22 protein-coding genes are annotated in these 25482 nt (G+C 71.7%); 17 read left to right on the forward strand and 5 right to left on the reverse strand.

The annotated features are described in order from the left end of the window. Positions 1-6 precede the first annotated feature (6 nt). Complete coding sequence (locus AB0M70_RS17925) at positions 7-972, forward strand: LysR family transcriptional regulator (RefSeq protein WP_365820920.1); 966 nt, start codon at positions 7-9, stop codon at positions 970-972. Positions 973-1197: 225 nt separating this feature from the next. Here AB0M70_RS17925 and AB0M70_RS17930 read toward each other — a convergent pair whose 3' ends face one another. The 3 genes from AB0M70_RS17930 to AB0M70_RS17940 form a co-directional block, all read right to left on the reverse strand. Then, entirely contained in the window at positions 1198-1923 is a 726-nt protein-coding gene (locus AB0M70_RS17930; protein WP_365820921.1) for a gamma-glutamyl-gamma-aminobutyrate hydrolase family protein, read from the reverse strand. A 31-nt stretch (positions 1924-1954) separates the two neighbouring features. Further along, positions 1955-3400, reverse strand: a complete 1446-nt coding sequence (gene eat / locus AB0M70_RS17935) for an ethanolamine permease (protein WP_365820922.1) — start codon at positions 3398-3400, stop codon at positions 1955-1957. A 153-nt stretch (positions 3401-3553) separates the two neighbouring features. Beyond that, positions 3554-4324 (reverse strand): FCD domain-containing protein, encoded by a 771-nt coding sequence (locus AB0M70_RS17940; RefSeq protein ID WP_365820923.1) that lies wholly within the window; start codon positions 4322-4324, stop codon positions 3554-3556. A gap of 77 nt (positions 4325-4401) precedes the next feature. Between AB0M70_RS17940 and AB0M70_RS17945 the strand changes: the two genes are divergently transcribed. The 6 genes from AB0M70_RS17945 to AB0M70_RS17970 all read left to right on the forward strand — a co-directional run bounded on the left by AB0M70_RS17945 (position 4402) and on the right by AB0M70_RS17970 (position 11644). Next, positions 4402-5772: a glutamine synthetase family protein gene (locus tag AB0M70_RS17945; RefSeq protein WP_365820924.1), complete on the forward strand. Its 1371-nt coding sequence runs from the start codon at positions 4402-4404 to the stop codon at positions 5770-5772. 7 nt (positions 5773-5779) lie between these two features. Continuing rightward, positions 5780-7156 carry an aldehyde dehydrogenase family protein gene (locus AB0M70_RS17950; RefSeq protein WP_365820925.1) on the forward strand — a complete coding sequence of 459 codons (1377 nt, stop codon included), beginning with the start codon at positions 5780-5782 and terminating at the stop codon, positions 7154-7156. Between the two features lie 6 nt (positions 7157-7162). Then, positions 7163-7945 (forward strand): 3-oxoacyl-ACP reductase, encoded by a 783-nt coding sequence (locus tag AB0M70_RS17955; protein WP_365820926.1) that lies wholly within the window; start codon positions 7163-7165, stop codon positions 7943-7945. 82 nt (positions 7946-8027) lie between these two features. Next, positions 8028-9329, forward strand: coding sequence for a haloacid dehalogenase-like hydrolase (locus tag AB0M70_RS17960; protein WP_365820927.1), 1302 nt, complete (start codon positions 8028-8030; stop codon positions 9327-9329). A 34-nt stretch (positions 9330-9363) separates the two neighbouring features. Beyond that, a complete protein-coding gene (locus AB0M70_RS17965) occupies positions 9364-10662 on the forward strand; it encodes a haloacid dehalogenase-like hydrolase (RefSeq protein ID WP_365820928.1) in 1299 nt (432 codons plus the stop codon). Between the two features lie 28 nt (positions 10663-10690). Continuing rightward, on the forward strand, positions 10691-11644 hold the full coding sequence (locus tag AB0M70_RS17970; protein ID WP_365820929.1) for a DUF2510 domain-containing protein: 954 nt from the start codon (positions 10691-10693) through the stop codon (positions 11642-11644). Positions 11645-11656: 12 nt separating this feature from the next. On the opposite strand, the gene AB0M70_RS17975 is transcribed toward AB0M70_RS17970, so the two are convergent. Next, on the reverse strand, positions 11657-12859 hold the full coding sequence (locus AB0M70_RS17975; protein ID WP_365820930.1) for an amino acid deaminase/aldolase: 1203 nt from the start codon (positions 12857-12859) through the stop codon (positions 11657-11659). Positions 12860-12997: 138 nt separating this feature from the next. Here AB0M70_RS17975 and AB0M70_RS17980 point away from each other — a divergent pair, with 138 nt between their 5' ends. From AB0M70_RS17980 to AB0M70_RS17990, 3 genes are read left to right on the forward strand one after another with little or no spacing between them, the layout of a single operon-like run. After that, positions 12998-15025, forward strand: a complete 2028-nt coding sequence (locus AB0M70_RS17980) for a hypothetical protein (RefSeq protein ID WP_365820932.1) — start codon at positions 12998-13000, stop codon at positions 15023-15025. Beyond that, positions 15022-16191, forward strand: coding sequence for a type VII secretion-associated serine protease mycosin (mycP, locus tag AB0M70_RS17985; RefSeq protein ID WP_365820933.1), 1170 nt, complete (start codon positions 15022-15024; stop codon positions 16189-16191). The genes AB0M70_RS17980 and mycP overlap by 4 nt, the downstream gene beginning before the upstream one ends. Positions 16192-16222: 31 nt before the next feature. Further along, positions 16223-16954: an SseB family protein gene (locus tag AB0M70_RS17990; protein WP_365820934.1), complete on the forward strand. Its 732-nt coding sequence runs from the start codon at positions 16223-16225 to the stop codon at positions 16952-16954. 22 nt (positions 16955-16976) lie between these two features. On the opposite strand, the gene AB0M70_RS17995 is transcribed toward AB0M70_RS17990, so the two are convergent. After that, complete coding sequence (locus AB0M70_RS17995) at positions 16977-17360, reverse strand: DUF1844 domain-containing protein (protein WP_363210919.1); 384 nt, start codon at positions 17358-17360, stop codon at positions 16977-16979. A 400-nt stretch (positions 17361-17760) separates the two neighbouring features. Here AB0M70_RS17995 and infC point away from each other — a divergent pair, with 400 nt between their 5' ends. The 7 genes from infC (at position 17761) to pheT (ending at position 25281) form a co-directional block, all read left to right on the forward strand. Next, positions 17761-18447 (forward strand): translation initiation factor IF-3, encoded by a 687-nt coding sequence (gene infC, locus AB0M70_RS18000; protein WP_365821141.1) that lies wholly within the window; start codon positions 17761-17763, stop codon positions 18445-18447. Between the two features lie 105 nt (positions 18448-18552). Then, the gene (gene rpmI, locus AB0M70_RS18005) at positions 18553-18747 is read left to right on the forward strand and encodes a 50S ribosomal protein L35 (protein ID WP_135330421.1); all 195 of its coding nucleotides are present in this window, start codon (positions 18553-18555) and stop codon (positions 18745-18747) included. Positions 18748-18841: 94 nt separating this feature from the next. After that, positions 18842-19225 carry a 50S ribosomal protein L20 gene (gene rplT, locus AB0M70_RS18010; RefSeq protein ID WP_003970214.1) on the forward strand — a complete coding sequence of 128 codons (384 nt, stop codon included), beginning with the start codon at positions 18842-18844 and terminating at the stop codon, positions 19223-19225. Positions 19226-19418: 193 nt separating this feature from the next. Further along, on the forward strand, positions 19419-20264 hold the full coding sequence (locus AB0M70_RS18015; protein WP_365820935.1) for an RNA methyltransferase: 846 nt from the start codon (positions 19419-19421) through the stop codon (positions 20262-20264). 55 nt (positions 20265-20319) lie between these two features. Next, positions 20320-21462, forward strand: a complete 1143-nt coding sequence (locus tag AB0M70_RS18020) for an ATP-binding protein (protein ID WP_365820937.1) — start codon at positions 20320-20322, stop codon at positions 21460-21462. A gap of 178 nt (positions 21463-21640) precedes the next feature. Further along, entirely contained in the window at positions 21641-22771 is a 1131-nt protein-coding gene (pheS, locus tag AB0M70_RS18025) for a phenylalanine--tRNA ligase subunit alpha (protein WP_365820938.1), read from the forward strand. Further along, the gene (gene pheT / locus AB0M70_RS18030; protein ID WP_365820939.1) at positions 22771-25281 is read left to right on the forward strand and encodes a phenylalanine--tRNA ligase subunit beta; all 2511 of its coding nucleotides are present in this window, start codon (positions 22771-22773) and stop codon (positions 25279-25281) included. Before pheS ends, pheT begins: the two co-directional genes overlap by 1 nt. Positions 25282-25482: the final 201 nt, after the last annotated feature.

Genomic DNA, 25482 nt, shown 5'->3' on the forward strand with positions numbered 1-25482 from the left:
GGGCTTATGGGTACGACTTCTGGCTCCTCCGGTGTGTCCGATACGTCGCCGGGGGCATCGCCGCTCGCGCATCGCGTGCCGGACCTCGGGGCGCTCGAACTGCTGCTCGCCGTGGCGCGGCTCGGCAGCCTGGGGCGGGCCGCGAAGGAGCTCGGCATCACACAGCCCGCCGCGAGCAGCCGCGTCCGGTCGATGGAACGGCAGCTGGGGGTCGCGCTGGTCGACCGTTCGCCGCGGGGGTCGCGGCTCACGGACGCGGGCGCGCTCGTCACGGACTGGGCGCGGCGGATCGTGGAGGCGGCCGAGGCGTTCGACGCGGGCGCGCAGGCGTTGCGGGACCGGCGTGACTCGCGGCTGCGGGTCGCGGCGAGCATGACGATCGCCGAGTATCTGCTGCCGGGCTGGCTGATCGCGCTGCGGACGCAGCGGCCGGACACGGCGGTGTCCCTGACGGCGGGCAACTCGACCGCGGTCGCGGAGCGGCTGCTCGCGGGCGATGCGGACCTCGGCTTCGTCGAGGGGCTCGCGGTGCCGACCGGCCTCGACTCGGCGGTCATCGCCCACGACAGCCTGGTCGTCGTCGTGGCGCCGGGCCACGCCTGGGCCCGGCGCCGAAAGCCGTTGGGGGCCGGGGAGTTGGCGGCCACGCCGCTGATCCTCCGGGAGGAGGGGTCGGGGACGAGGCAGGTCCTCGACGCGGCGCTGGGAGGTCTCGCGCGTCCGCTGATCGAGCTGTCGTCCACCACGGCGGTGAAGGCGTCCGCGGTGAGCGGGGCGGGGCCCGCGGTGCTGAGTGAGCTCGCGGTGGGGGAGGAGCTGTCGGCCCGGCGCCTGGTGGCCGTCCCCCTGGAGGGGGTCCAGCTACGCCGTGCCCTCCGGGCGGTGTGGCCCACGGGGCATCGGCCTACCGGCCCGGCACGGGATCTGCTGTCGCTCACTCGGGCGGGGGCGCCGGCTTCCCCTGGGGGGTGAGTTCTGCTTCGCCCCTTCGGGGCTGGGGTCTGCTTTCACCTGCGGGTGGGATGTTTTTCCCGCCTCCGGCGGGGCTTCCCGCCCACCCACCCGTTGCCCCGGGGTAATCGGGCGGGTGGGTGGGAGAGGTCCTGCCGCGGGGAAACCCGGCGGTGCGAGGGCCGCTGCGTGCAGGCATGCCCCCGGCCAGAGGGCCACCCCCCCCGGGTGCGAGGGCGCCCGGCGTCAGCCCGTGCCCCCCGGCCCGCCGAACGCCCTCGCCGCGCGAACCAGCGCTGACATCACCCGCAGGTCGTCCCCCATTTCCGGGTGCCACTGGACCCCCAGGGCCCACCCCGCGGCCGTGGGGAGTTCCAGTGCCTCGGGGGTGCCGTCCGCCGCGTACGCCGACACCACGAGCCCCCGGCCGACGCGGTCCACCGCCTGGTGGTGATAGGCCGGGACCTCCGCGGCGGCGGGGACGATGGACTCGTAGAGCGAACCCGGCACCGGCTTCACCTCGTGCGTGCCGAAGACGCCCACCGTCTGCGCATGCCCCTCCATGTGCTGCACCAGCGTCCCGCCGCGCGCTACATTGAGCAGCTGCATCCCCCGGCAAATGCCGAGCAGCGGCGTCCCGGACGTCAACGCCGCCCCGATCAGCGCCAGTTCCCACGCGTCCCGCTCGGGTGCCGGGGGGCCTGTGCGCTCCTCACGCTCCGAGCCGTAACAGGACGGGTCGACATCGGGGCCACCCGCGATGACCACGCCGTCCAGCCTGGCGACGACAGCATCGGCGTACGAAGGATCATCCGGCGGAAGCATGGCGGTGAGTCCGCCCGCCGCCTGCACCAGACCCGGATAGCCGGCCGGGAGCAGCGCCGCGGGCAGCTCCCATACGCCCCAGCGCACTGTCGACTCCAGGTAGGTGCTGACACCGATCAGCGGTCGGCCTGTGGTCGTCGTGCTCACCCTCGTCTCCTCACACTCAGCCGCGACATGCTCAGTCGCGTTCCAGTTCCGCCTCCGCGGCCGCCAGCGCCGCGAACTCCTCCTCGGGCGCCCGCGCCACAAGATGCTTGCGGCTGTAGAGGCCGAAGTACGCGATCGCCACCACGTACACCGCGAGCGCGATCAGCGCCGCCGTCACGTCCACCAGGAACGTCGCGACCAGCGCCGAGCAGGCGAGGACCAGCGCCACCGACGACGTCAGCATGCCGCCCGGCGTGCGGTACGGCCGCTCCAGGTTCGGCTCCCTGCGGCGCAGCACGATGTGCGAGAGCGACATCAGGGCGTACGAGATGGTCGCCCCGAACACCGCCACGTTCAGCATCCGCGCGCCGTCCCCGGTCGCCGCGGCCAGGCTGAAGCCGATCGCCCCGGGGACCAGGAGGCCCAGGTAGGGAGCCTTGCGGCTGCTCGTGAGGGAGAGGAAGCGCGGCAGGTAGCCCGCCCTGGACAGGGCGAACAGCTGGCGCGAGCCCGCGTAGATCAGGGAGAAGAAGGACGCCACCAGGCCCGCGAGGCCCGCGTAGTTCACGATCCTGCTCAGCGCCGTCGCCTCACCTCCCGGCTGCAACGCCTCCACCAGCGGATTGCCCGCCTCCTGGATCGCGTTCGCGCCGCGCGCCCCCGCCGACGCGAAGAACGTGAGGAGCGCGAGCACGATGAGGATGGCCATGGACCAGCGGATCGCGCGGGGCAGGGTGCGGGCCGGGTCCTTCGTCTCCTCTGCCGCCAAGGGGACGCCTTCGACGCCCAGGAAGAACCACATGCCGAACGGGAACGCCGCCCAGATGCCCAACAACCCCATCGGCAGCCAGGAGTTGGAGCCGAACGCATCGGCCTCCACCGGGATGTCGTTCAGCTTCGACGCGTCGAAGTCCATGAACGCGCCGACCGCGAAGACGAGCAGCGCCGCCACCGCGATGCCCGTGACGACGAAGCTGAACCGCAGCGCCTCGCCGACACCCCACAGATGGATGCCGATGAAGATCACGAAGCAGGCCAGATACACCGGCCAGCCGGAGGTGAGCCCGAAGAGGCCGAGCGACTCGACGTAGTCGCCGATGAAGATGGAGATCGCGGCGGGCGCCAGGATGTACTCGATGAGGATCGCCGTGCCGGTGAGGAAGCCCCCCAGCGGGCCGAGCGCGCGGCGGGCGAAGCCGTAGCCGCCGCCCGCCGTCGGCAGGACCGACGACAGTTCCGCCAGCGAGAACACCATGCACGCGTACATGACGCCCATCAGCGCCATGGCGATCCCGAGGCCGCCGAATCCGCCCTCCGCCAGGCCGAAGTTCCAGCCTGAGTAGTCGCCGGACACCACGTACGCGACACCGAGGCCGGTGAGCAGCAGCCAGCCCGCGCTGCCCCGGCGCAGCGCTCTGCGCTCCAGATAGTCGTCCGCCGGTTCGGCGGCACTCGACTTGGGGGACTCCATGGTCATGGCACGGCTCCTATGTGACTGCGCGGCGGCGGCACTGCGGCGGGGTGACTCAATGGAACGGATGCATACCTTTGCCGTGCGACCCGCGAGAAATCAAGACCCCTGCGTTACGTCGCCGTTAATCGCGCCTCTCCCCGCCCCTCATCGCGCCCTTTATGTCAGAAAGCCCCGCAGCAGCGCGGCCGTACCGGCGCAGTGCTCGCGCATCATCTCCCGCGCCCCGTCCGCGTCCCCGTCGAGCACGGCCTCCACCAGAGCGGTGTGCTGTCGCTGCGAATGCTCCAGATTGCGGACCAGGAGCGGGATGCAGTCCAGAAGGTCGTTGACGGTCGCGCGGACCGCCGCGTACTGGGCGGTGAGCGAGGGGGATCCGCACAGCTCGGCGAGCGTCAGATGCAGCAGCGTGTCCAGGCGGCGGTACTCGGACAGGGGCGCCTCGTGCGTCTGTACGAGCGCCGCGCGCAGCCGCTCCCGCTGCTCCCCGCTCAGGCCGTGCGCCGCGCAGAGCCCGGCCGCGCCGACCTCGAGCACCTCGCGGAACCGCAGCGCGTCCTCGACGTCGACATCCGCGACGCGCCGCCGCAGCTCGTCCTCGCCGGCCGCCTCGGGGCGCGGGCGCACGAACGTGCCCCCGTACCTGCCCCGGCGCGACTCGACCAGGCCCTGGTCCTGGAGCACCTTGAGGACCTCGCGCAGCGTGACCCTGCTGATGCCGAGGCGTTCGGCCAGCTCCCGCTCGGACGGCAGGCGTTCGCCGCCGGGCACCAGGCCGAGGCGTACGACCTGGAGGATCTGTTCCAGGGCCTCCTCGAAGCCGTTGCCCGCCCGTACGGGGCGAAGGACCGGCGTGAGCCGGTCGTCGGCGGTCGCGGCGGAGCCATCCGGACCCGCCTCACCGGCGACGTCGGCATCCGTGTGCGACATCTGGCCGTACCCCCTTCCCAATTAATGGTTCTCGGCAATACCTTATGGCTCTCGGCTGACCCAAGGAGGCTTTTCCCGTGGCAGACCGCACACCACCGCTAGGGATCGAGGAGCTGCGTGCTCTCGTCGCGAGCGGCGAGATCGACACTGTCGTCCTGGCCTTCCCCGATATGCAAGGGCGGCTCCAGGGCAAGCGGTTCGCCGCCCCATTCTTCCTCGACGACGTCCTCGAGCACGGCACGGAGGGCTGCAACTACCTCCTGGCCGTCGACGCGGAGATGAACACCGTCGGGGGCTACGCGATGTCCTCCTGGGACCGCGGATACGGCGACTTCGCCATGCGCCCCGACCTGAGCACCCTGCGCCGCGTCCCCTGGAACGAGGGCACCGCGATGCTGATCGCGGACCTCGCCTGGAACGACTCATCGCCCGTCGTGGCCGCGCCCCGCCAGATCCTGCGCCGCCAGCTCGACCGGCTCGCCGAGCTCGGCTACACCGCCAACGTCGGCACGGAGCTCGAGTTCATCGTCTTCAAGGACACCTACGAGCAGGCCTGGGACGCGGGCTACAAGGCCCTGACCCCGGCCAACCAGTACAACATCGACTACTCGGTGCTCGGCACGGGCCGCATCGAGCCGCTCCTGCGCCGCATCCGCAACGAGATGGCGGCCGCCGGGCTCGTCGTCGAGTCGGCCAAGGGCGAGTGCAACCCGGGCCAGCACGAGATCGTGTTCCGCTACGACGACGCCCTGGTCACCTGCGACCAGCACGCCATCTACAAGACCGGCGCCAAGGAGATCGCGTCCCAGGAGGGTGTCTCGCTCACCTTCATGGCCAAGTACAACGAGGCCGAGGGCAACTCCTGTCACATCCACCTCTCGCTCGCCGACGCGGACGGCGCCAACGCCATGGCCGGCTCCCCGGACGACCCCGGTGGCATGTCGCCCGTCATGCGGCACTTCCTGGCCGGGCAGCTCGCGGCGCTCCGGGAGTTCTCCCTGCTCTACGCGCCCAACATCAACTCCTACAAGCGGTTCCGGCCCGGCTCCTTCGCGCCGACCGCCGCCGCCTGGGGGTACGACAACCGCACGTGCGCCCTGCGCGTCGTCGGCCACGGCCGCTCGATGCGCTTCGAGAACCGCCTGCCGGGCGGTGACGTCAACCCGCACCTCGCGGTCGCCGGACTCGTGGCCGCCGGTCTGCACGGCATAGAGCAGAAGCTCGAACTGCCCGAGGAGTGCACGGGCAACGCCTACACCGGTGACTACGCGCACGTCCCCACCACCCTGCGCGAGGCCGCCGAACTCTGGGAGAACAGCGCCATCGCCAAGGCAGCCTTCGGCGACGAGGTGGTCGCGCACTACAGCAACATGGCCCGGGTCGAGCTGGACGCCTTCGACTCCGCGGTGACCGACTGGGAGCTCCGCCGCTCCTTCGAACGCATGTGAGGCACCCTTGCTCGAGGTACTGAACCCGGCGACGGAAGAACTGGTCGCGACCGTTCCCGCTGCCACCGCGCAGGACGTCGACGCCGCCGTCGCGCGTGCGACATCCGCACAGGTCAAGTGGGCCGCCACGGCCCCCGCCGACCGCGCCCGCCTGCTGCGCCGCTTCGCGGTGACCGTCGACGAACACCTGGAAGAACTCGCCCAGTTGGAGGTCCGCGAAGCCGGTCACCTCATCGGCAACGCGCGCTGGGAGGCGGGCAACGTCCGCGATCTCCTGGACTTCGCGGCCGGGGGAGTAGAGCGGCTGAATGGCCGTCAGATCCCGGTGCCCGGCGGCCTGAACGTCACCATCCTCGAACCCCTCGGGGTCGTCGGCGTCATCGCGCCCTGGAACTTCCCCATGCCGATCGCGGCCTGGGGCACCGCCCCGGCGCTCGCGGCCGGCAACGCGGTCATCCTGAAGCCCGCCGAGACGACCCCGCTCACCGCGCTGCGCCTCGCCGAACTCGCCCTGGAGGCAGGGCTCCCCGAGGGCCTCTTCCAGGTGCTGCCCGGTGTCGGCGGCGTCGCGGGGAACGCCCTGGTCGAACACCCCGGTGTCGCCAAGATCGTGTTCACCGGCTCCACGGGTGTCGGCAAGCAGATCATGGCCAAGTGCGCCGACCGCGTGAAGCGCGTGACGCTCGAACTCGGCGGCAAGAGCCCGAACATCGTCTTCGCCGACGCGGACGTGGAGGCCGCCGCCCTCGCCACCCCCATGTCGTACCTGGACAACTCCGGCCAGGACTGCTGCGCCCGCACCCGCATCCTCGTCCAGCGCTCGGTCTACGACCGCTTCCTGGAGATCGTGCGGCCCGCTATCGAGTCGATCGTCGTCGGTGACCCGTCCGACGAGAAGACCCAGATGGGCCCGCTGATCTCCAGGTCCCAGCTGGAGCGCGTCCGCTCGTACGTCGCCGCCGGCACCGGAATCCACGGCACGGCCCCCGAAGGCCCCGGCTTCTGGTTCCCGCCGACGCTCGTCACCGACGCCGCCCCCACCTCGCCGGTGGCGACGGAGGAGGTCTTCGGCCCGGTCGCCGTCGTCCTGCCCTTCGACGACGAGGCCGACGCGATCCGCCTCGCCAACGCCACCGAGTACGGCCTCTCCGGGTCCATCTGGACCCGGGACGTGGGCCGTGCCCTGCGGGTCTCGGGAGCCGTCCAGGCCGGGAACCTGTCCGTCAACTCGCACTCCAGCGTGCGCTATTGGACCCCGTTCGGGGGTTACAAGCAGTCCGGGTTCGGCCGTGAGCTCGGCCCGGACGCGCTCGCCGCCTTCACGGAAACCAAGAACGTCTTCATCAGTACGGAAAGCACCAGCCCGGAAAGCACGGAGGCCTGAGCACCCATGACCGAACAGAACGTTTGCCGCCGCCTGGTGGGCCGCACCGCCGTCATCACCGGCGCCGGCAGCGGCATCGGCCTCGCCACCGCCCGCCGTCTCGCGTCCGAGGGCGCGCACGTCGTCTGCGGTGACATCGACGAGACCGCGGGCAAGGCCGCCGCCGACGAGGTCGGCGGGACCTTCGTCCAGGTCGACGTGACCGACGCCGAGCAGGTCGAGGCGCTCTTCAAGACCGCGTACGACACCTATGGCTCGGTCGACATCGCCTTCAACAACGCGGGCATCTCGCCGCCCGACGACGACTCCATCCTGGACACGGGCCTGGAGGCCTGGAAGCGCGTCCAGGAGGTCAACCTCACCTCCGTCTACCTGTGCTGCAAGGCCGCCATCCCCTACATGCGGCGCCAGGGCAAGGGCTCGATCATCAACACCGCCTCCTTCGTGGCGAAGATGGGCGCGGCGACGTCGCAGATCTCGTACACGGCTTCCAAGGGCGGCGTCCTGGCCATGTCCCGCGAGCTCGGCGTGCAGTTCGCCCGCGAGGGCATCCGCGTCAACGCGCTCTGCCCGGGGCCGGTCAACACCCCGCTCCTCCAGGAGCTCTTCGCCAAGGACCCCGAGCGGGCCGCGCGCCGCCTCGTCCACATCCCCGTGGGCCGCTTCGCCGAGGCCGACGAGCTCGCCGCGGCGGTGGCGTTCCTCGCCAGCGACGACTCCTCCTTCGTGAACGCCACCGACTTCCTCGTGGACGGCGGCATCGCCGGGGCGTACGTCACGCCCATGTAGTCAGTTCATCCTCCAGCAACCACCCCGTCAGCCGGGCGTCGCACGACGCCCGGCTGACCTGCGTAGACACGGGAGTGTGTTCGTGAACTTCAAGCGCCGCGCCGCCGCGGCAGCAGCAGTGATCGTCGTCGCCGGAGCCGGTCTCGTGACCGTCCAGGCCACCGCGGAAGCCACCCAGGCCACCCAGCCGGTGCGGTCCGAGCCGAAGGACTGCCCCTCGCTCACCGTCTCCAAGGGCTGGTACGGCGCGAACAGAGCGCGCCTCCAGAAGGTGATCGACACATACGGGACCTGCGGCGAGCGCCACGGCCGAGGCTCCGCCAAGCCCGTCGCCACCTTCGACTGGGACAACACGGTCATCAAGAACGACGTCGGCGACGCCACCATGTTCTGGCTCCTGCGCCACAGCAAGATACGTACGCCACCGGGCGCCGACTGGCACACCACCAGCCGCTATCTCACCGACCCGGCGGCCAAGGCCCTCGCCAAGGCCTGCCCGGCCACGCGGACCACCCTCCCCACCGGCCGCGACACGGACTGCGCCGACGAGATCGCCTCCGTCTACAGCGAGGGCACCACCACCGGCGGCGACGCGGCCTTCGCCGGCTTCGACCACCGGCGCATGGAACCCCAGTACGCCTGGCTCGCCCAGCTCACCCGCGGCTGGACCACCCGGCAGGTCAAGGGGTTCGCCGCCGAGGCCCGCAAAGAGAACCTCGCCGCGCCCATCGGCACCGAACAGCGCGTCGGCACGGGCAAGTTCACCGGCTGGGCCCGCTACTACGACCAGCAGCGCGACCTGATCCGTACGCTCAAGAAGGCCGGGTTCGACGTCTACGTGGTCTCCGCTTCACCCGAACCGGTCGCCGAGGTGTGGGCCGAGAGCGTCGGCGTCGACGCCCGGCACACCATCGGCATCCGCAACGTCACCGCGCACGGGAAGCTGACGGCCCGTCTGAAGGGGTGCGGCACCGTCAAGGACGGCGACGACTCGATGATCACGTACATCGACGGCAAGCGCTGCTGGATCAACCAGGAGATCTACGGCGTCCGGGGCGCGGCCGCCGAGAAGGTCCAACCGGCCTCCAGGCGCCAGGTGTTCGCGGCCGGGGACTCCGACACCGACATCTCCTTCCTGCGCGACGCCACGGCCCTGCGCCTCGTGTTGAACCGCAACAAGAACGAGCTGATGTGCCGCGCCTATGACAACGGCGACGGCCGCTGGCTGGTGAACCCCATGTTCATCGAGCCCAAGGGCAGGCTCGCGAAGCCGTACCCGTGCGCGAGCACCGGTTACACCGAACGCAACGGCGAGGCAGGCCCCGTACGCCGCGCCGACGGGTCCGTCATCCCCGACCAGAAGGACACGGTGCACGGGGCCTGACCTGGCCCGGGAGATTGATGTACGGTCCATGCGCATGCGCAACAGACGACATGCCCTGGCGTTGACGCTGGCCACGGCCGCCACTCTGGCCGCCGTGCCCGCGTCGCTCCCCGCGGCCGCCGCCACGCCCGCGAACTCCCCTGCCGCGAAGGCCCATTGCCCGCAGCTGTCCAAGAAGCTGACCTGGTTCGGCGACAACCGCGACCGGCTCCAGCAGATGATCGACGAGCGCGGACGCTGCGGCTCCCACCGGGGTCACGACGAGAAGCGTCCCGTCGCCGCCTTCGACTGGGACAACACCGTCGTCAAGAACGACATCACCGACGCGACGATCGCCTGGTCCCTGCGCCACGACAAGATCCTGCGTCCCGCCTCCTGGAAGTCCACCAGCAAGTGGATGACGGACGAGGCCGACAAGGCGCTCACCAAGGCCTGCGGCACCAAGGTGCCGGTCGGCAAGCCGCTGCCCACCTCGACCGACACCGACTGCGCGGACGAGATCTTCGAGGTCCGCGAGGACGGGAAGACGATGAGCGGCGGCGCCGCCTTCGCGGGCGAGTGGGACCACCGGCACACCGTCCCGCAGTACGCCTGGGTGCCCCAGCTCTTCGCCGGACACACCGTGCCCGAACTCACGTCGTACGCCGCGAAGGCCCGCAAGCAGGTGCTCGCCGCCCCCGTGGGCGCCACCCAGACCGTCGGCACACACGAGATCCCCGGCTACGCCCGCTACTACGACCAGCAGCGTGACCTCATCCGCACGCTCAAGCGGGCCGGGTTCGACGTCTACATCGTCTCGGCGGGCTCGGAGCCGGTCACGGAGGTCTGGTCGAAGAGCGTCGGCATCGACCGCGAGCACACCATCGCGATCCGCTCCGTCCTGGACCGCAAGGGCCGCATCACCACCTGGAACCAGGGCTGCGGCGACGTGCCGGTGAACAAGGGCGAGGCCATCCCCTACATCGACGGCAAGCGCTGCTGGATCAACCAGGAGATCTTCGGCGTCAAGGGCACGTCGGCCTGGGACAAGCAGGACCCGTCCCACCGCATCGCGCTGGGCGGCGGTGACGCCGACACGGACGTGACGTTCGTCGGTGACGCCACGGGCGCCCACCTCGTCCTGAACCGCAACAAGGACGAGGTCATGTGCCGTGCGTACGACAACGCCGACGGCCGCTGGGTCGTGAACCCCATGTTCATCGAGCCCTTGAAGCAGAAGCCCGGCCTCTACCCGTGCTCGACGGCCGCGTACAACGTGCCTGCCGGAGGCAAGGGCCCGGTCCTGCGCGAGGACGGCTCGGTGGTGCCCGATCAGGTGGACGCGGTGTTCTGATCTTCACGGCACGTCCTAGAGTGCCGGGATGAGCATGTCGCCCCCTCCCGGCTGGTACCCCGACCCGTCGGCGCCACCGACGCAGCACGTCGAGCGCTGGTGGGACGGGTCGGCGTGGACCGAGCACCGGCGTGCGCCCGAGACGCCCCACATGGGCCAGGCGCAGCCGGGGTTCGGCCCGCCTCAGCCGGTGCAGCCGGTGGGTGCCGGTGGAGGTGGCCGGGGCAAGGTGGTGGCTCTTGCCACCGCCGGCGTCGTCCTCGTCGCGTCGATCGTCACCGGCGTGGTGCTCCTGGGCCAGGACGACGGAGGCGAGCCAGAGGTCGAGGGGCCCGTGCCGGGCGCGTCGGAGCCGGTGGATTCGCCGTCGCCGACCTCGCCCTCGCCGACCACATCGGCGCCCGACCCCGACCCCTCCACCCTCGTCGACCAGCTCAACGGCATCACGATCCCCGTCCCCGACGGCTGGGAGAAGGCCGACAGCACGGTCGGCGGCGACCCCACCGTCCGCACCCCGGACGTCTACGACTGCCCCGGCGAGGGCAGCCTCTGCCGCCACGGCACGGTGTACTCGCGCACGTCGACGGCGACCGACGAACGCTCGCCCAAGGTGCTCGCGCTGAGGGACGTCGAGGACGCGGCCGACCGGGCGTACGACGAGGACAAGGTCGGCATGGAGCCGTTCGGCGGGATCGTCCGGCACGAGAAGGTCAAGGAGGGGACCGTGGCGGTCGCGGGCCGCTCCGGCTACCTCGTGCGCTGGCGCGTCCACACGGAGAAGGGCTCCGGCGGATACGTCCAGTCGCTCGCCTTCCCCTCCAGTGTCGGATCCGAGGCGATGGTGCTCGTCCGCTTCGCCATCGACGCCGGGACCGAGGCGCCGCCCCTCTCCGACATGGACGAGATCACGAGGGGGATCCGGGCGGTCGGTGACCCGGGGACGAGCGGCGGCGTGGGCAACAGCGTGGGCGCGACGCCCTGACGGCCCCTTCGACTACAGGAACGTGTGCCCTTCTCCGCGGTACGTCGGGACGGTCGCCGTCACGCGGTCGCCCTCGACCAGATGCAGTGCGTCGAACCGCTCGCACATCTCCCCGGCCTTGGCGTGCCGGAACCACACCTTGTCGCCGATCAGCAGATCGTCGGCGGGCGCGCCGAGCAGCGGGGTCTGCACCTCGCCCGCGCCTTCCTGCGGGTCGTAGCGCAGGCCCTCCGGGAGGTACGGGACCGGGGAGCGGTCGGCGCCCGCCGCACCCGACGCGGGGTAGCCGCCGCCGAGCACGGTCACGGTGCCCACGCCGGGACGGCGCACGACGGGCTGGGCGAAGAGCGCGGCCGGACGTCCGCTGAACGACGTGTAGTTGTCGAAGAGCCGCGGCACGTAGAGGCCCGACCCCGCCGCGATCTCGGTCACCGCCCGCTCGGCCGCGGTGTGCTGCACGCTGCCCGTGCCGCCGCCGTTGACGAACTCCAGGTCCGGCGCGACCGCCCGCACCGCGCGGATGGTCTCGGCCCGGCGCGCCGCGAGCTCCTTGCGGGCGGCGGCCTGCATCAGCCGGATCGCCCGCGAGCGCGCGGGACGGCCGGCGATCGCGTCACCGACCCCCGCCACATGTCCCTCGTACGCCATCACGCCCACGAGCCTGAAGCCCGGCCGACGCACCACGGCGCGGGCAAGGGCGGCGACTTGGGCGGGGGAGTGCAGCGGCGAGCGCAGCGCACCGATCCGCACCCGCCCGCCGAGGATCTTGTACGCGGTGTCCAACTCCAGGCAGACCCGCACCTCTTCGCGTCCGCCGTCCCTGGCCTCGTCGATGAGCCGCAGCTGCGCGGGGTCGTCGATCATCACGGTCACCGACGACGCGAGCTTCGGGTCGGCGGCGAGCTCGGCGAAGGCGGCGCGGTCGGCCGTCGGATAGGCGAGCAGGATGTCGTCGAAGCCGGACCGCGCGAGCCACAGCGACTCGGCGAGCGTGAAGGACATGATCCCCGCGAAGCCGTCGCGGGCCAGGACGCGTTCGAGCAGCGCCCGGCAGCGCACGGACTTGCTCGCGACCCGGATCGGCTTGCCGCCGGCCCGGCGCACGAGGTCGTCGGCATTGGCGTCGAATGCCTCCAGGTCGACGATCGCGACGGGGGCGTCGAGGTGTGCGGTGGCCCGGTCGTAGCGGGCCCGGTCTGCTGCACGGGAGGTCATGGCCGAAGCCTGCCAGACGGGATTACCCGAGGGTAGGGGGATGATCCGGGCAGATCGCCCGGGGCCGCGGACTGGTTCCCGCACGACCGGAATCTGCCCTTAGAGTTACGCGCAGAAGAGCGAGGAAACGGGGGGTGCATGAGCACGGAAGCGCGACGGGCCCCGGTCCCGCCACGTCCCACGGCTCCACCCCCGCCGCCGGGCCCGCCCGCGTCGATGCCGCCGCCCGCTCCATCGGCCCGCTTTCCCGACCTGAGTCCGTCCCCGGCGGATCCCGAGCCGTCCGACTCCGACGACGACCAGGACTCCCTCCTCGGAGATTTGCTCGCCCCCTTCGACCGGGTACGGCTGCCGCGACCTTCGACGTCGCCGGACGAGACGCGGCCCGCCGCGGGACAGACGGACGAACCGGACGACCTGGCAGCGCGTGACGCCGCGAGAAGCCGGCTCGCCCGCTCGACACGATCGTCCTCGGAGCCCGACAGCGCGGACGACGCCGCTGACGAGTTGCGGCGAGGCGCCGACGAGGCGGAGACACAGGACTCTCCACCTCCGCCGCCCGCGTCCGCGCGCTTCCCCGACGCGCCGCCGCCGTCGGCCACGACACCGGCGCGTACCGCTGACCCTGCCCCGGACCCCGCCCAACCTCCGCCGCCCCCTGCCACCCCGCCGCACGTCGGCGCCTCGGACACGGAGGAGTACCGGCTCCGTCCGCTTCCCGACGCACCGCCGCCGTCGGCGACGAGCGGGACACCGGCGCACACCGCCGACCCTGCCCCGGACCTCGCCCAGCCCCCGCCGCCCCCTGCCGCCCCGCCGCACGTCGGCGCCGCGGACGCGGCGGGGGCGCAGCACACCGCGGAGTACCGCCTCCGTCCGCTCCCGGACACACCGCCGCCGTCGGCGACGACCGGGACACCGGCGCACGCCGCCGACCCTGCCCCGGCCTCCGATACGCCCCCGCCGCACATCGGCGCCCCGGACACGGCGCAGGAGCGGCACGCCGCGGACTACCGGCTCCGCCCGCTCCCCGACGTAACGCCGCCGTCGGCGGCGCACACCGCCGACCCCGCCCCGGACCTCGCCCAGCCCCCGCCGCGCATCGGCGCCCCGCACACGGCGCAGGAGCGGCGCGCCGTGGAGTATCGGCTTCGGCCGCCTATGCCTTCGGTGGCGCCGCCGGACGCGGCGACCGCGGGCATATCAGGGCAACCGTCGCGGCCGGCAACCGATCCCGTCGCCGCACCCATATCCCCACCCCCACCCGCTCCCTCCCCCCGAACCGCCGCCGCCCGCCGCGCGGTCGGTGCCGTCGATCTGACGCCCGGTCCCGGAGCGGGGCGGCCCTTCGTGTCGTTCGCGCGGCCCGCGATGTACGACGACAGCACCACGCGGCTGCGCCCTGTCCGCACCTGGGCTCAGCCCCGCGTGACCGCCGCCGCTGCCTGCGTCGTGCTCGGCCTCGGCCTCATCGGCGGCGCGGCGACCGGCAGTTGGCTGACCGGCGGCTCCGAAGGAACGGCCACCACGCGCACCACGTACGCCGCTGCGGGCGAGCTCTGGCACAGCGTGCCCGTCGACCAGCTCTTCCCGGCCACCATCAAGGGAGAGGGCGCGGGCCCCGGCGGAGCCGACCGCACCTGGACCCGCGTCGCCGTGGCCCCCGACGCGCACTGCAAGAGCGCCTTCGACCCGCTCCTGCGCAAGGCCTTGGCCCCCGCGGGCTGCCTGCGGCTGCTGCGCGCCACGTACACGGACGCCACCCGCAGCCATGTCACCACCGTGGGCCTGCTGTTCACCAAGGCGGACGCCGACGCGATGCGCTCGCTGCGCACCCGCTTCACGGAGGAAGGCCTCGACCGGCGCCCCGACCTGATGCCACGGCCGTACGCCGCCAAGGGCACCCCGGCCGCGGACTTCGGCGACGCCCAGCGCGCCTCCTGGACCGTCTCCGTGCTCCCGGACGCCCCCGTCGTCGCCTTCTCCGTCTCCGGCTTCGCCGACGGCCGCACGCTCACCGAACCCGAGCCCGCCGAAGAGGCCATGAAGACGTCCGCCACCTCCGCCCCCGCCCAGGCGGGCCTCGGGCACGAGGCGCAGGGCATCGCCGACCGCGTGGAGCGGCGCCTGCGCAAGACCATCGCGGCCACGGAGAAGTCCTCATGAGAATTCGCCGCCCGGTCGTCGCCGCCCTCACCGCCGCACTCGCCTTGCTGCCCGCCACCGCCCACGCCGACGACGGCATACGAGCGCAGCAGTGGGCCCTCGACGCCATGCACACCAGCCAGGCCTGGCAGACGACCAAGGGCAAGGGCATCACGGTCGCCGTCCTGGACACCGGCATAGACGGCGAACACCCCGACCTGGCCGGCAGCGTCCTCGAAGGAAAGGACATGGTCGGCTTCGGTGCGAAGAAGGGCGACCGCCCCTGGGCCCGGCACGGCACCGCCATGGCCGGCATCATCGCGGGCCACGGACACGGCGCGGGCCGCGAGGACGGCGTGGTCGGCATCGCGCCTGAGGCCAAGATCCTGCCGATCCGCGTGATCCTCGAGGACGGGGACCCGGACCGCTCGAAGGCCCGCAACACCCGGGGCAACGCCCTCGCCGACGGCATCCGCTGGGCCACCGACCACGGCGCCGACGTCATCAACCTCTCCCTGGGCGACGACTCCAAGTCCGCGCACCCGGAGCCCGCCGAGGACGCAGCCGTCCAGTACGCCCTGAAGAAGGGCATCGTCGTCGTCGCGTCCGCGGGCAACGGCGGCGAGCGCGGCGACCACATCTCGTACCCCGCGGCCTACCCCGGCGTCATCGCCGCCACCGCCGTCGACGAGAGCGGCGAGCGCGCCTCCTTCTCCACCCGCCGCTGGTACGCCACGGTCAGCGCCCCCGGCAAGGACATCGTCATCGCCGACCCTGACCGGGAGTACTACGAGGGCTGGGGCACCAGCGCCGCCTCGGCGTTCGTCTCCGGCGCCGTCGCCCTCGTCCGCGCCGCCCACCCCGGCCTGACCCCGGCCCAGATCAAGCAGCTCCTGGTGGCCACCGCCCGCGACGTGCCGAGCGGTGGCCGCGACGACTCACGCGGCTTCGGCTTCATCGACCCGGCGGCCGCGATCGCCGAGGGCGGCAAGAAGAAGCCCGAGGGTCTGGAATCGGCGACGTACGGAAAGAAGTACTTCGGCCCCGGCCCGGACACGGACCAGGGCGACGACGGACCTGCCGGCTGGGTGGGGCCGGTGGCGGGCGGCTTCGGTGTCGTTCTGCTCGGCGCTGCCGTGTATCTGTGGCGTGGCCGCAGGGGAGCCCGCCCCGGCACCGCCCGATAGGGCCGGGCGCGCGGTCGATAGGCTCGTGACCGTGGCGAACAAGAACATCCCCGACCCCGGCTTCTCCGACGACGACGGCTCCGCCGATCCCCGGCTCACCGCGGCCCTGACCGCGTGGGCCGAGGACCGCACGGCCCACGGCCCCGTCCTGGAGGCGCTGACCGGAGCCCGGCTGCTCGTCCCCGTGGTCGCCGTGCTGGGCGAGGTCGAGGAGGACGAGAACGGCCTGCGCCGCGAGAAGTCCAGCGACATGGCGGTGCCCACCCTCAAGGCGGGCGACCGCAAGGCCCTGCCCGCGTTCACGTCGACCGAGTCCCTCGCCCGGTGGGACCCGGCGGCCAGGCCCGTCGCCGTCCCCCTGCACCAGGCGCTCCAGGCCGCCGCGCACGAGCAGGCCGACACGATCGTCCTCGACCTCGCGGGACCCGTCGCCTACGAGATCAACCGGCCCGCCCTGATCGCCCTCTCCGAAGGCCGCCACACCCCGGACCCGCTCTCCGACCCCGCCGTCACGGCCGCCGTGCGCGCGTCCGTCGCCGCCGAGCCCGCGGTCCTGCGCGCCTACCTCGGGGCGGGCAGCGCGGACGGCACCCTCGCGCTCATCCTCGACCCGTCGGCGGACCCCGCCGAAGCCGCCCAGCGCGTCGCCCGGCACATCGCGGCCGACGAAACACTGAGGGCCCGCCTGGTCAGCGGCCTCGACCTGGCACTGCTGCCGGCCGAGGCGACGCCACCGGGCGAGCCCTTCTACGTACGTCAGTGACGCACGTGTCCCACGTGATCGCTCAGCCGAAGACCGGGCCCGTGTACTTCTCGCCCGGACCCTGACCCGGCTCGTCCGGAACCTCGGACGCCTCGCGGAAGGCCAGCTGCAGCGACTTCAGGCCGTCGCGCAGCGGGGCCGCGTGGAACGAGGAGATCTCCGTGGCGCTCGCGTCCATCAGGCCGGCGAGCGAGTGGATCAGCTTGCGGGCCTCGTCGAGGTCCTTGTGGCCCTCGCCGCCCTCGGCGAGACCGAGGTTCACGGCCGCCGCGCTCATCAGGTGGACGGCGACCGTGGTGATCACCTCGACCGCGGGGACGTCCGCGATGTCACGGGTGAGGGTGTCGAAGTCGGGGGAGTCGGGCCCGGGGGCCGCGGACTCGGGGGTGGGGGTCGCGTCGCTCATGTCCCACACGATAAGCGGAGCCCCGCCCGGCGCGGTCCGCGGGAGTCCGCGGCAGCCCGTGGGCGCCGTTGGTTAGCCCCACCCCCGCGGAGCTGCTAACCTTGTGTAACGACCGGCCGGACACTCGCGTGCCACGCAGAGACCCGGCCCACAAGTGGAGGCTCCGCTTCCCACCTTGCTGCTCCCAGAGCGGCGGGTCACCGGTCAGGCGGCCGCAGTCCCCGAGACTACGGCAGGCCCGAGATGCGCCCCGCGGTCATCGCGGAGGTGCTCCGGTAGTAATGGAGCCCCTTCCTGTGATCGGTTGGGGCATTTTTTGTGTACTCACTCGGTTGGTCGAGATAACAGACGTAACGCGGCTGTCCGCCAGACCGCCGCGTGGTGCTACCGAGGAGGATCCATCAGCGCCGAGCCCCGCATCAACGACCGGATTCGCGTTCCCGAGGTGCGACTTGTCGGTCCCAGCGGCGAGCAGGTCGGGATTGTTCCGCTTGCCAAGGCCCTTGAACTGGCACAGGAGTACGACCTCGACCTGGTCGAGGTGGCGGCGACCGCCCGTCCGCCCGTGTGCAAGCTCATGGACTACGGGAAGTTCAAGTACGAGTCGGCCATGAAGGCCCGTGAGGCGCGCAAGAACCAGGCGCACACGGTCATCAAGGAGATGAAGCTCCGGCCGAAGATCGACCCGCACGACTATGACACCAAGAAGGGTCACGTCGTCCGGTTCCTCAAGCAGGGCGACAAGGTCAAGATCACGATCATGTTCCGTGGTCGCGAGCAGTCCAGGCCGGAACTCGGCTACCGACTGCTGCAGCGTCTCGCGAACGACGTCGAAGACCTCGGGTTCATCGAGTCGAACCCGAAGCAGGACGGCCGAAACATGATCATGGTCCTCGGTCCGCACAAGAAGAAGACCGAAGCCATGGCCGAGGCTCGCGAGGCCCAGGCGGTCCGCAAGGCGGACGCGAAGGCCAACCCGGGTCGCTCGCAGAACTCCGCCGAGGGGGAGGAGCCCGCAGAGGCTCCTGCCGAGGCTGCCGCCGAAGCTCCTGCCGAGGCCCCTGCCGAGGCTCCTGCCGAGGCCTGATCCCGGGACGCGAGTCCGGGGATCGCCAACTGACACATACGGTTCCCGGATGCCCGGTTTCACGACCGGGCATCCGAGTGCCACTGACGAGGAGAGAACGGCGCTATGCCGAAGAACAAGACGCACAGCGGTGCCAGCAAGCGCTTCAAGATCACCGGCTCCGGCAAGGTGCTCCGCGAGCGCGCCGGCAAGCGCCACCTGCTCGAGCACAAGTCGTCCCGTCTGACGCGTCGCCTCTCTGGCAACGCCGAGATGGCCCCGGGCGACGCCAAGAAGATCAAGAAGCTTCTCGGCAAGTGAGTCCGGGCGCACACCGCGCCTGAACTCTGACCGGGACCCAATCGATACCGGGTCGTGTGAGTCCAACCACGGCCCCGCTACAAGGAGTTAACAAGTGGCACGCGTCAAGCGGGCAGTCAACGCCCACAAGAAGCGTCGGGCGATCCTCGAAGCGGCCAGCGGCTACCGCGGCCAGCGTTCGCGCCTGTACCGCAAGGCCAAGGAGCAGGTCACCCACTCCCTGGTCTACAACTACAACGACCGCAAGAAGCGCAAGGGCGACTTCCGTCAGCTGTGGATCCAGCGCATCAACGCCGCTGCCCGCCAGAACGGCATGACGTACAACCGCCTCATCCAGGGTCTGAAGGCCGCCAACATCGAGGTGGACCGCAAGATCCTGGCGGAGCTCGCCGTCAACGACGCGAACGCCTTCGCGGCGCTCGTCGAGGTTGCCCAGAAGGCTCTGCCTTCGGACGTCAACGCCCCGAAGGCGGCCTGACGCCCGCCGCTCATCCAGCGTGACGTTCGGACCCGTAAGCCGCCTGGCTTACGGGTCCGACGTTGTTCGGCCACTCGTCTGCCGGCGCCTGACCGCTGCCGTCAGCGGGTCCGTCTCGGCTGGTCGCGCAGTTCCCCGCGCCCCTGGCGGGGGCCCTTGACGGGGCCCTCGCATATCTCCCGAAGGTGAGTTCATGACCGCCGCCCCTGAGTTGATCTCCCCCAAGTCCCCCCGCGTCAGCGCCGCACGGCGGCTCGCCAAGCGGAACTTCCGGGGGAAGGAGCAGCTGTTTCTCGCCGAGGGGCCGCAGGCCGTGCGGGAGGGGGCAGCGCATCCGGACACGCTCGTCGAGCTGTTCGCCACCGTCGAGGCCGCCGAGCGGTACGCCGACATCGTGGGGGAGGCCCGTGCCGCGGGCGCCCGGGTGCACCTCGCCGACGAGGACGTCATCGCCGACATCTCCACGACGGTCACGCCGCAGGGGCTCGTCGGTGTCTGCCGGTTCCTGGACACCTCCTTCGACGGCATCCTGGCCGCCAGGCCGAAGCTGGTCGCCGTCCTCGCGCACGTCCGTGACCCCGGGAACGCCGGCACCGTGCTGCGCTGTGCCGACGCGGCGGGGGCCGACGCCGTCGTCCTGACGGACGCCTCCGTGGACCTCTACAACCCCAAGTGCGTGCGCGCGTCGGTCGGTTCGCTGTTCCATCTGCCGGTCGCCGTCGGCGTACCCGTGGAGCGGGCCGTGCAGGGGCTGAAGGACGCGGGCGTACGCATCCTCGCCGCCGACGGAGCAGGTCAGGACGACCTCGACGACGAGCTGGACAAGGGCACCATGGGCACGCCGTCCGCCTGGGTCTTCGGCAACGAGGCCTGGGGGCTCCCGGAGGAGACCCGCGCACTCGCCGACGCCGTGGTGCGCGTTCCGATCCACGGCAGAGCCGAAAGCCTCAACCTCGCGACGGCCGCGGCCGTGTGCCTCTATGCGTCCGCCCGTGCACAGCGTGCGGCTGGAGGGTGCCGTTCCGTCACCCCCAGCTAGTAGGGTGACGGGCTCGGAGGCCTCCTGCGCCGGTCCGAGAGGTGGGGTACGGGGAATGAGCATCGGCACGAGCGGATCACCGGGAGTACAGGACATCCTGTCCACTCGCGCGGACCATGGCGCCCTCGGTGACCTCGGCGGCCTCGGTGTCGACCCGGACGACCTGCCCGACGGCCTCGTGGTCGCGGACGAGACGGGCCACGTCATCTGCTTCAACGCCGCGGCCGCGCGGATCACCGCGGTGGACGCCGACGAGGCACTGGGCGCCCCACTGGAACGAGCGCTTCCGTTAGAGGACCTCGAAGGCCGCCGCTGGTGGCAGCTGACCGACCCGTACGGCGGCCTCGCCACCCGCTTCGCCCAGCCCGAGCGCAATCTGCTGCTCCCCGGCGGGCGTGAGGTCCTCGTCTCCGCGCGCTACGTGCGCACCGCGCCCACCGGCCCCGTCCGCCGCGTGGTCGTCTCCATCCGCGACACCGAGGCCCGCCGCCGCACCGAGCGCAGCCACGCGGAGCTGATCGCCACCGTCGCCCACGAGCTCCGCTCGCCCCTCACCTCCGTGAAGGGCTTCACCGCGACGCTGCTCGCCAAGTGGGAGCGCTTCACCGACGACCAGAAGAAGCTGATGCTGGAGACGGTGGACGCCGACGCCAACCGCGTCACGCGGCTCATCGCCGAACTCCTCGACATCTCCCGCATCGACTCCGGCCGCCTCGAACTGCGCCGGCAGCCCGTGGACATCGGCGCCGCCGTGGGCCGCCACATCCAGGCCCATGTCGCCTCCGGCCAGGACGCGGAGCGCTTCCTGGTCCGGATCGAGCAGCCGATGCCCGATCTCTGGGCCGACCCGGACAAGATCGACCAGGTGCTCAGCAACCTGCTGGAAAATGCCGTGCGGCACGGCGAGGGAACCGTCACCATCGACGTGGCACCCTCATCGTCCCCGCGCGAGCGGGGCGGGGCCGAGACGGCCGTGACCGTGAGCGACGAGGGGACCGGCATTCCGGAGGAATCGATGGGCCGCGTCTTCACCCGCTTCTGGCGGGGCAGCAAGCGCGGCGGGACGGGACTGGGCTTGTACATCGTGAAGGGCATCGTGGAAGCGCACGGCGGGACGATCACCGTCGGCCGCGCGCCCGGCGGCGGCGCCCAGTTCCGATTTACGTTGCCCGTGGGCACTCCGGCGTATCTCCTGTGACCTTCCCCGGTCACCACTGATCACCTCTGATCCGCCTGAGCACGGCCCGCGGGCTCATTCACCCGCGTCACCCCCGTTAGACTCGATCCTTGGCACGTTTGCGTCCCTGATCTGTGGACGATTCGTCTCCGAGTCGTAGACGGGGACCATCACCAGCCAACCGGAAGCACGGGAAGAGATGTCGGCACCGAACAAGTCGTACGACCCTGTTGAGGTCGAGGCACTGAAACCTGAAGAGATCGAGCGCATGCGGGACGAGGCGCTCGCCGCCTTCGCCGCCGCCGGCGACCTCGAAAAGCTCCAGGAGGCCAAGGTCGCGCACACCGGCGGCACCTCGCCGCTGGCCCTCGCCAACCGCGAGATCGGCGCGCTGCCCCCGCAGGCCAAGGCCGAGGCCGGCAAGCGCGTCGGCATGGCGCGCGGCGCGGTCAGCAAGGCGCTCGCCGCCCGCCAGACCGAGCTGGAGGCCGAGCGCGACGCCCGGGTGCTCGTCGAGGAGGCAGTGGACGTCACGCTGCCGTACGACCGCGTCCCGGCCGGTGCCAGGCACCCGCTGACCACGTTCATGGAGCGTGTCGCCGACGTCTTCGTCGCGATGGGCTACGAGATCGCGGAGGGCCCCGAGGTCGAGGCGGAGTGGTTCAACTTCGACGCCCTGAACTTCACCCCGGACCACCCGGCCCGGCAGATGCAGGACACGTTCTTCGTCCAGGGCCCCGAGGGTGCCGTGGGTGACGAGTCCGGTGTCGTGCTGCGCACGCACACCTCGCCCGTGCAGGCCCGCGCCCTGCTCGAACGCCGTGAGCCGCCCGTCTACATCGTCTGCCCCGGCCGCGTGTACCGCACGGACGAGCTGGACGCGACGCACACCCCGGTCTTCCACCAGATCGAGCTGCTCGCCGTGGACGAGGGCCTGACCATGGCCGACCTCAAGGGCACCCTGGACCACATGGTCCAGTCGCTCTTCGGCGCGGACATGAAGACCCGCCTGCGCCCGAACTACTTCCCGTTCACCGAGCCGTCCGCCGAGATGGACATGGTCTGCTACGTCTGCCGTGGCGAGTCCGTGGGCAACCCCGACCGCCCCTGCCGCACCTGCGGCAGCGAGGGCTGGATCGAGCTGGGCGGCTGCGGCATGGTCAACCCGAAGGTGCTCACCGCCTGCGGCGTCGACCCCCAGAAGTACAGCGGATTCGCCTTCGGGTTCGGCATCGAACGGATGCTGATGTTCCGCCACAACGTCGAAGACATGCGAGACATGGTCGAGGGTGACGTCCGGTTCACCCGGCCCTTCGGGATGGAGATCTGATGCGGGTCCCGCTTTCCTGGCTGCGGGAGTACGTCGATCTCCCCGCCTCCGAGACCGGCCGTGACGTACAGGCCAAGCTGATCGAGGTCGGCCTCGAGGTCGAGACCGTCGAGCGGACCGGGGCCGGCCTGACCGGCCCGCTGGTCGTCGGCAAGGTCCTCACCATCGAGGAGCTCGAGGGCTTCAAGAAGCCCATCCGTTTCTGCACGGTCGACGTCGGTCAGGCCAACGGCACGGGCGAGCCGCAGGAGATCGTCTGCGGCGCGCGCAACTTCGCGGTCGGCGACAAGGTCGTCGTCGTCCTCCCGGGCGCCGTCCTGCCCGGCGACTTCAAGATCGCCGCCCGCAAGACGTACGGCAGGACGTCGCACGGCATGATCTGCTCCGGCGACGAGCTGGGCATGGGTGACGACGGCAGCGGCGGCATCATCGTCCTGCCGCCCGAGCACGAGGCCGGCACCGACGCGATCAAGCTGCTCGAGCTGGTGGACGAGGTCCTGGACATCGCCGTCACGCCCGACCGCGGATACGCGCTCTCGATGCGCGGTGTCGCCCGCGAGGCCGCCATCGCCTACGGCCTTCCGCTGCGCGACCCGGCGCTCCTGGACGTGCCCGCGCCGAACGCCGTCGGCTACCCGGTCAAGATCTCCGACCCGCGCGGCTGCGACCGTTTCACCGCGCGCACGGTCACGGGCCTGAAGCCCGAGGCCCGGTCGCCGATCTGGCTGCAGCGCCGCCTGCAGAAGGCGGGCATGCGCCCGATCTCGCTCGCCGTCGACATCACCAACTACGTGATGCTGGAGCTCGGCCAGCCCCTGCACGCCTACGACCGCTCCCGCATCCAGGGCACGATCGGCGTGCGCCGTGCCGAGCAGGGCGAGAAGTTCACGACGCTCGACGGCACCAAGCGCGTCCTCGACGCCGAGGACCTGGTCATCACCGACGACCGCGGCCCGATCGGTCTCGCGGGCGTCATGGGCGGCGCGAACACCGAGATCGCCGACCACGAAGAGTCGGCGGGCACCACCGACGTCGTCATCGAGGCCGCGCACTTCGACGCGATCTCCATCGCCCGCACGGCCCGGCGCCACAAGCTGCCCTCCGAGGCGGCCAAGCGCTTCGAGCGCGGCGTCGACCCGCAGGCCGCGTCCGCCGCCGCGCAGCGCACGGTGGATCTCCTCGTGCTGCTCGCGGGCGGCACCGCCGAGGCCGGCGTCACCGAGGTCATCGCGCCCTCCGCGCCGCACACGATCGCCATGCCCGCCGATCACCCGGACAAGGTCGCCGGCGTGGAGTACGGCCGCGAGACCGTCGTGCGCCGCCTCCAGGAGGTCGGCTGTGACGTGTACGGCCAGGACGCCCTGACCGTCACCGTGCCGTCCTGGCGTCCCGACCTCGTCGAGCCGAACGACCTCGCCGAAGAGGTCATCCGCCTCGAGGGGTACGAGAACCTCCCCTCGACGCTGCCCAAGCCCCCCGCGGGCCGCGGCCTGACCGGCCGGCAGCGCCTGCACCGCCGCATCGGCCGCGCCCTCGCCGGCAGCGGCTTCGTCGAGGCGCCGAACTACCCCTTCATCGGCGAGCAGGTCTTCGACCAGCTGGGCCTGGAGCCCGGCGACCCCAAGCGCCGGGTCGTCAAGCTGGTCAACCCGCTCTCCGACGAGGAGCCCGCTCTTCGTACGACGCTGCTTCCGGGGCTGCTCGGCGCGCTGCGCCGCAACGAAGGCCGCGGCAGCCACGACCTGGCGCTCTTCGAGACGGGTCTGGTCTTCCAGCCCCGTGACGAAGCCCGCGTCGCGGTCCGGCTGCCCGTCGACCGCCGTCCCACGGACGAGGAGATCGCCTCCCTGACCGAGGCGCTCCCCGTGCAGCCGCGGCACGCCGCCGTCGTGCTCGCGGGCGCCCGCGAGCAGGCCGGCTGGTGGGGCAAGGGCCGGCCGTCCGAGTGGGCCGACGCGGTCCAGGCCGCCCGTGTCCTGGCCGCCGAGGCGGGCACCGAACTGCTCGTGCGCCAGGGGCAGTACGGCCCGTGGCACCCGGGCCGGTGTGCCGAGCTCGCCGTCGTGATCGACGGAGCGGAGCAGGTCATCGGGCACGCGGGCGAGCTGCACCCGCGCGTGGTCAAGGCACTCTCGCTGCCCGCGCGCGCCTGCGCGATGGAGCTTGACCTGGACCGTCTGGAGGAGGCGAGCACCGGTGTCCCGCAGGGCCCGAAGATCTCCACCTTCCCGGTCGCCACGCAGGATGTCGCGCTCGTCGTCGACAGGGGCGTGCCCGCCGCCGACGTGGAGAAGGTGCTGCGCGAGGGCGCGGGTGAACTCCTGGAGTCCATCCGGCTGTTCGACGTCTTCGAGGGCGAGCAGATCGGCGAGGGCAAGAAGTCCCTGGCGTACGCGCTGCGCTTCCGCGCGGCCGACCGCACGCTGACCGTCGACGAGGCCTCCGCGGCCCGGGACGCGGCCGTCGCCCTGGCGGCCGAGCGGACCGGCGCGGTGCTGCGCGGAGCGTAGTCACCGCCAGTAGTCGCCGCCAGGCGCACAAGAGGCGCAAAGAAGGGCGTATCCGGGTCTCCGGGTGCGCCCTTCACTCGTTTGAGTGACTAGCCAGCCCTCCATGGTCCGATCGGCTCATACGGTCGACAGAATCGGTGCGGCCGCAGGGCCTTGATCTGTACGGCCTGCGCGGTCCGCACGCTGAACAGGGCCGTAGGG

The sequence above is a fragment of the Streptomyces sp. NPDC051214 genome (genome assembly GCF_040682375.1).
Lineage (GTDB): Bacteria > Actinomycetota > Actinomycetes > Streptomycetales > Streptomycetaceae > Streptomyces.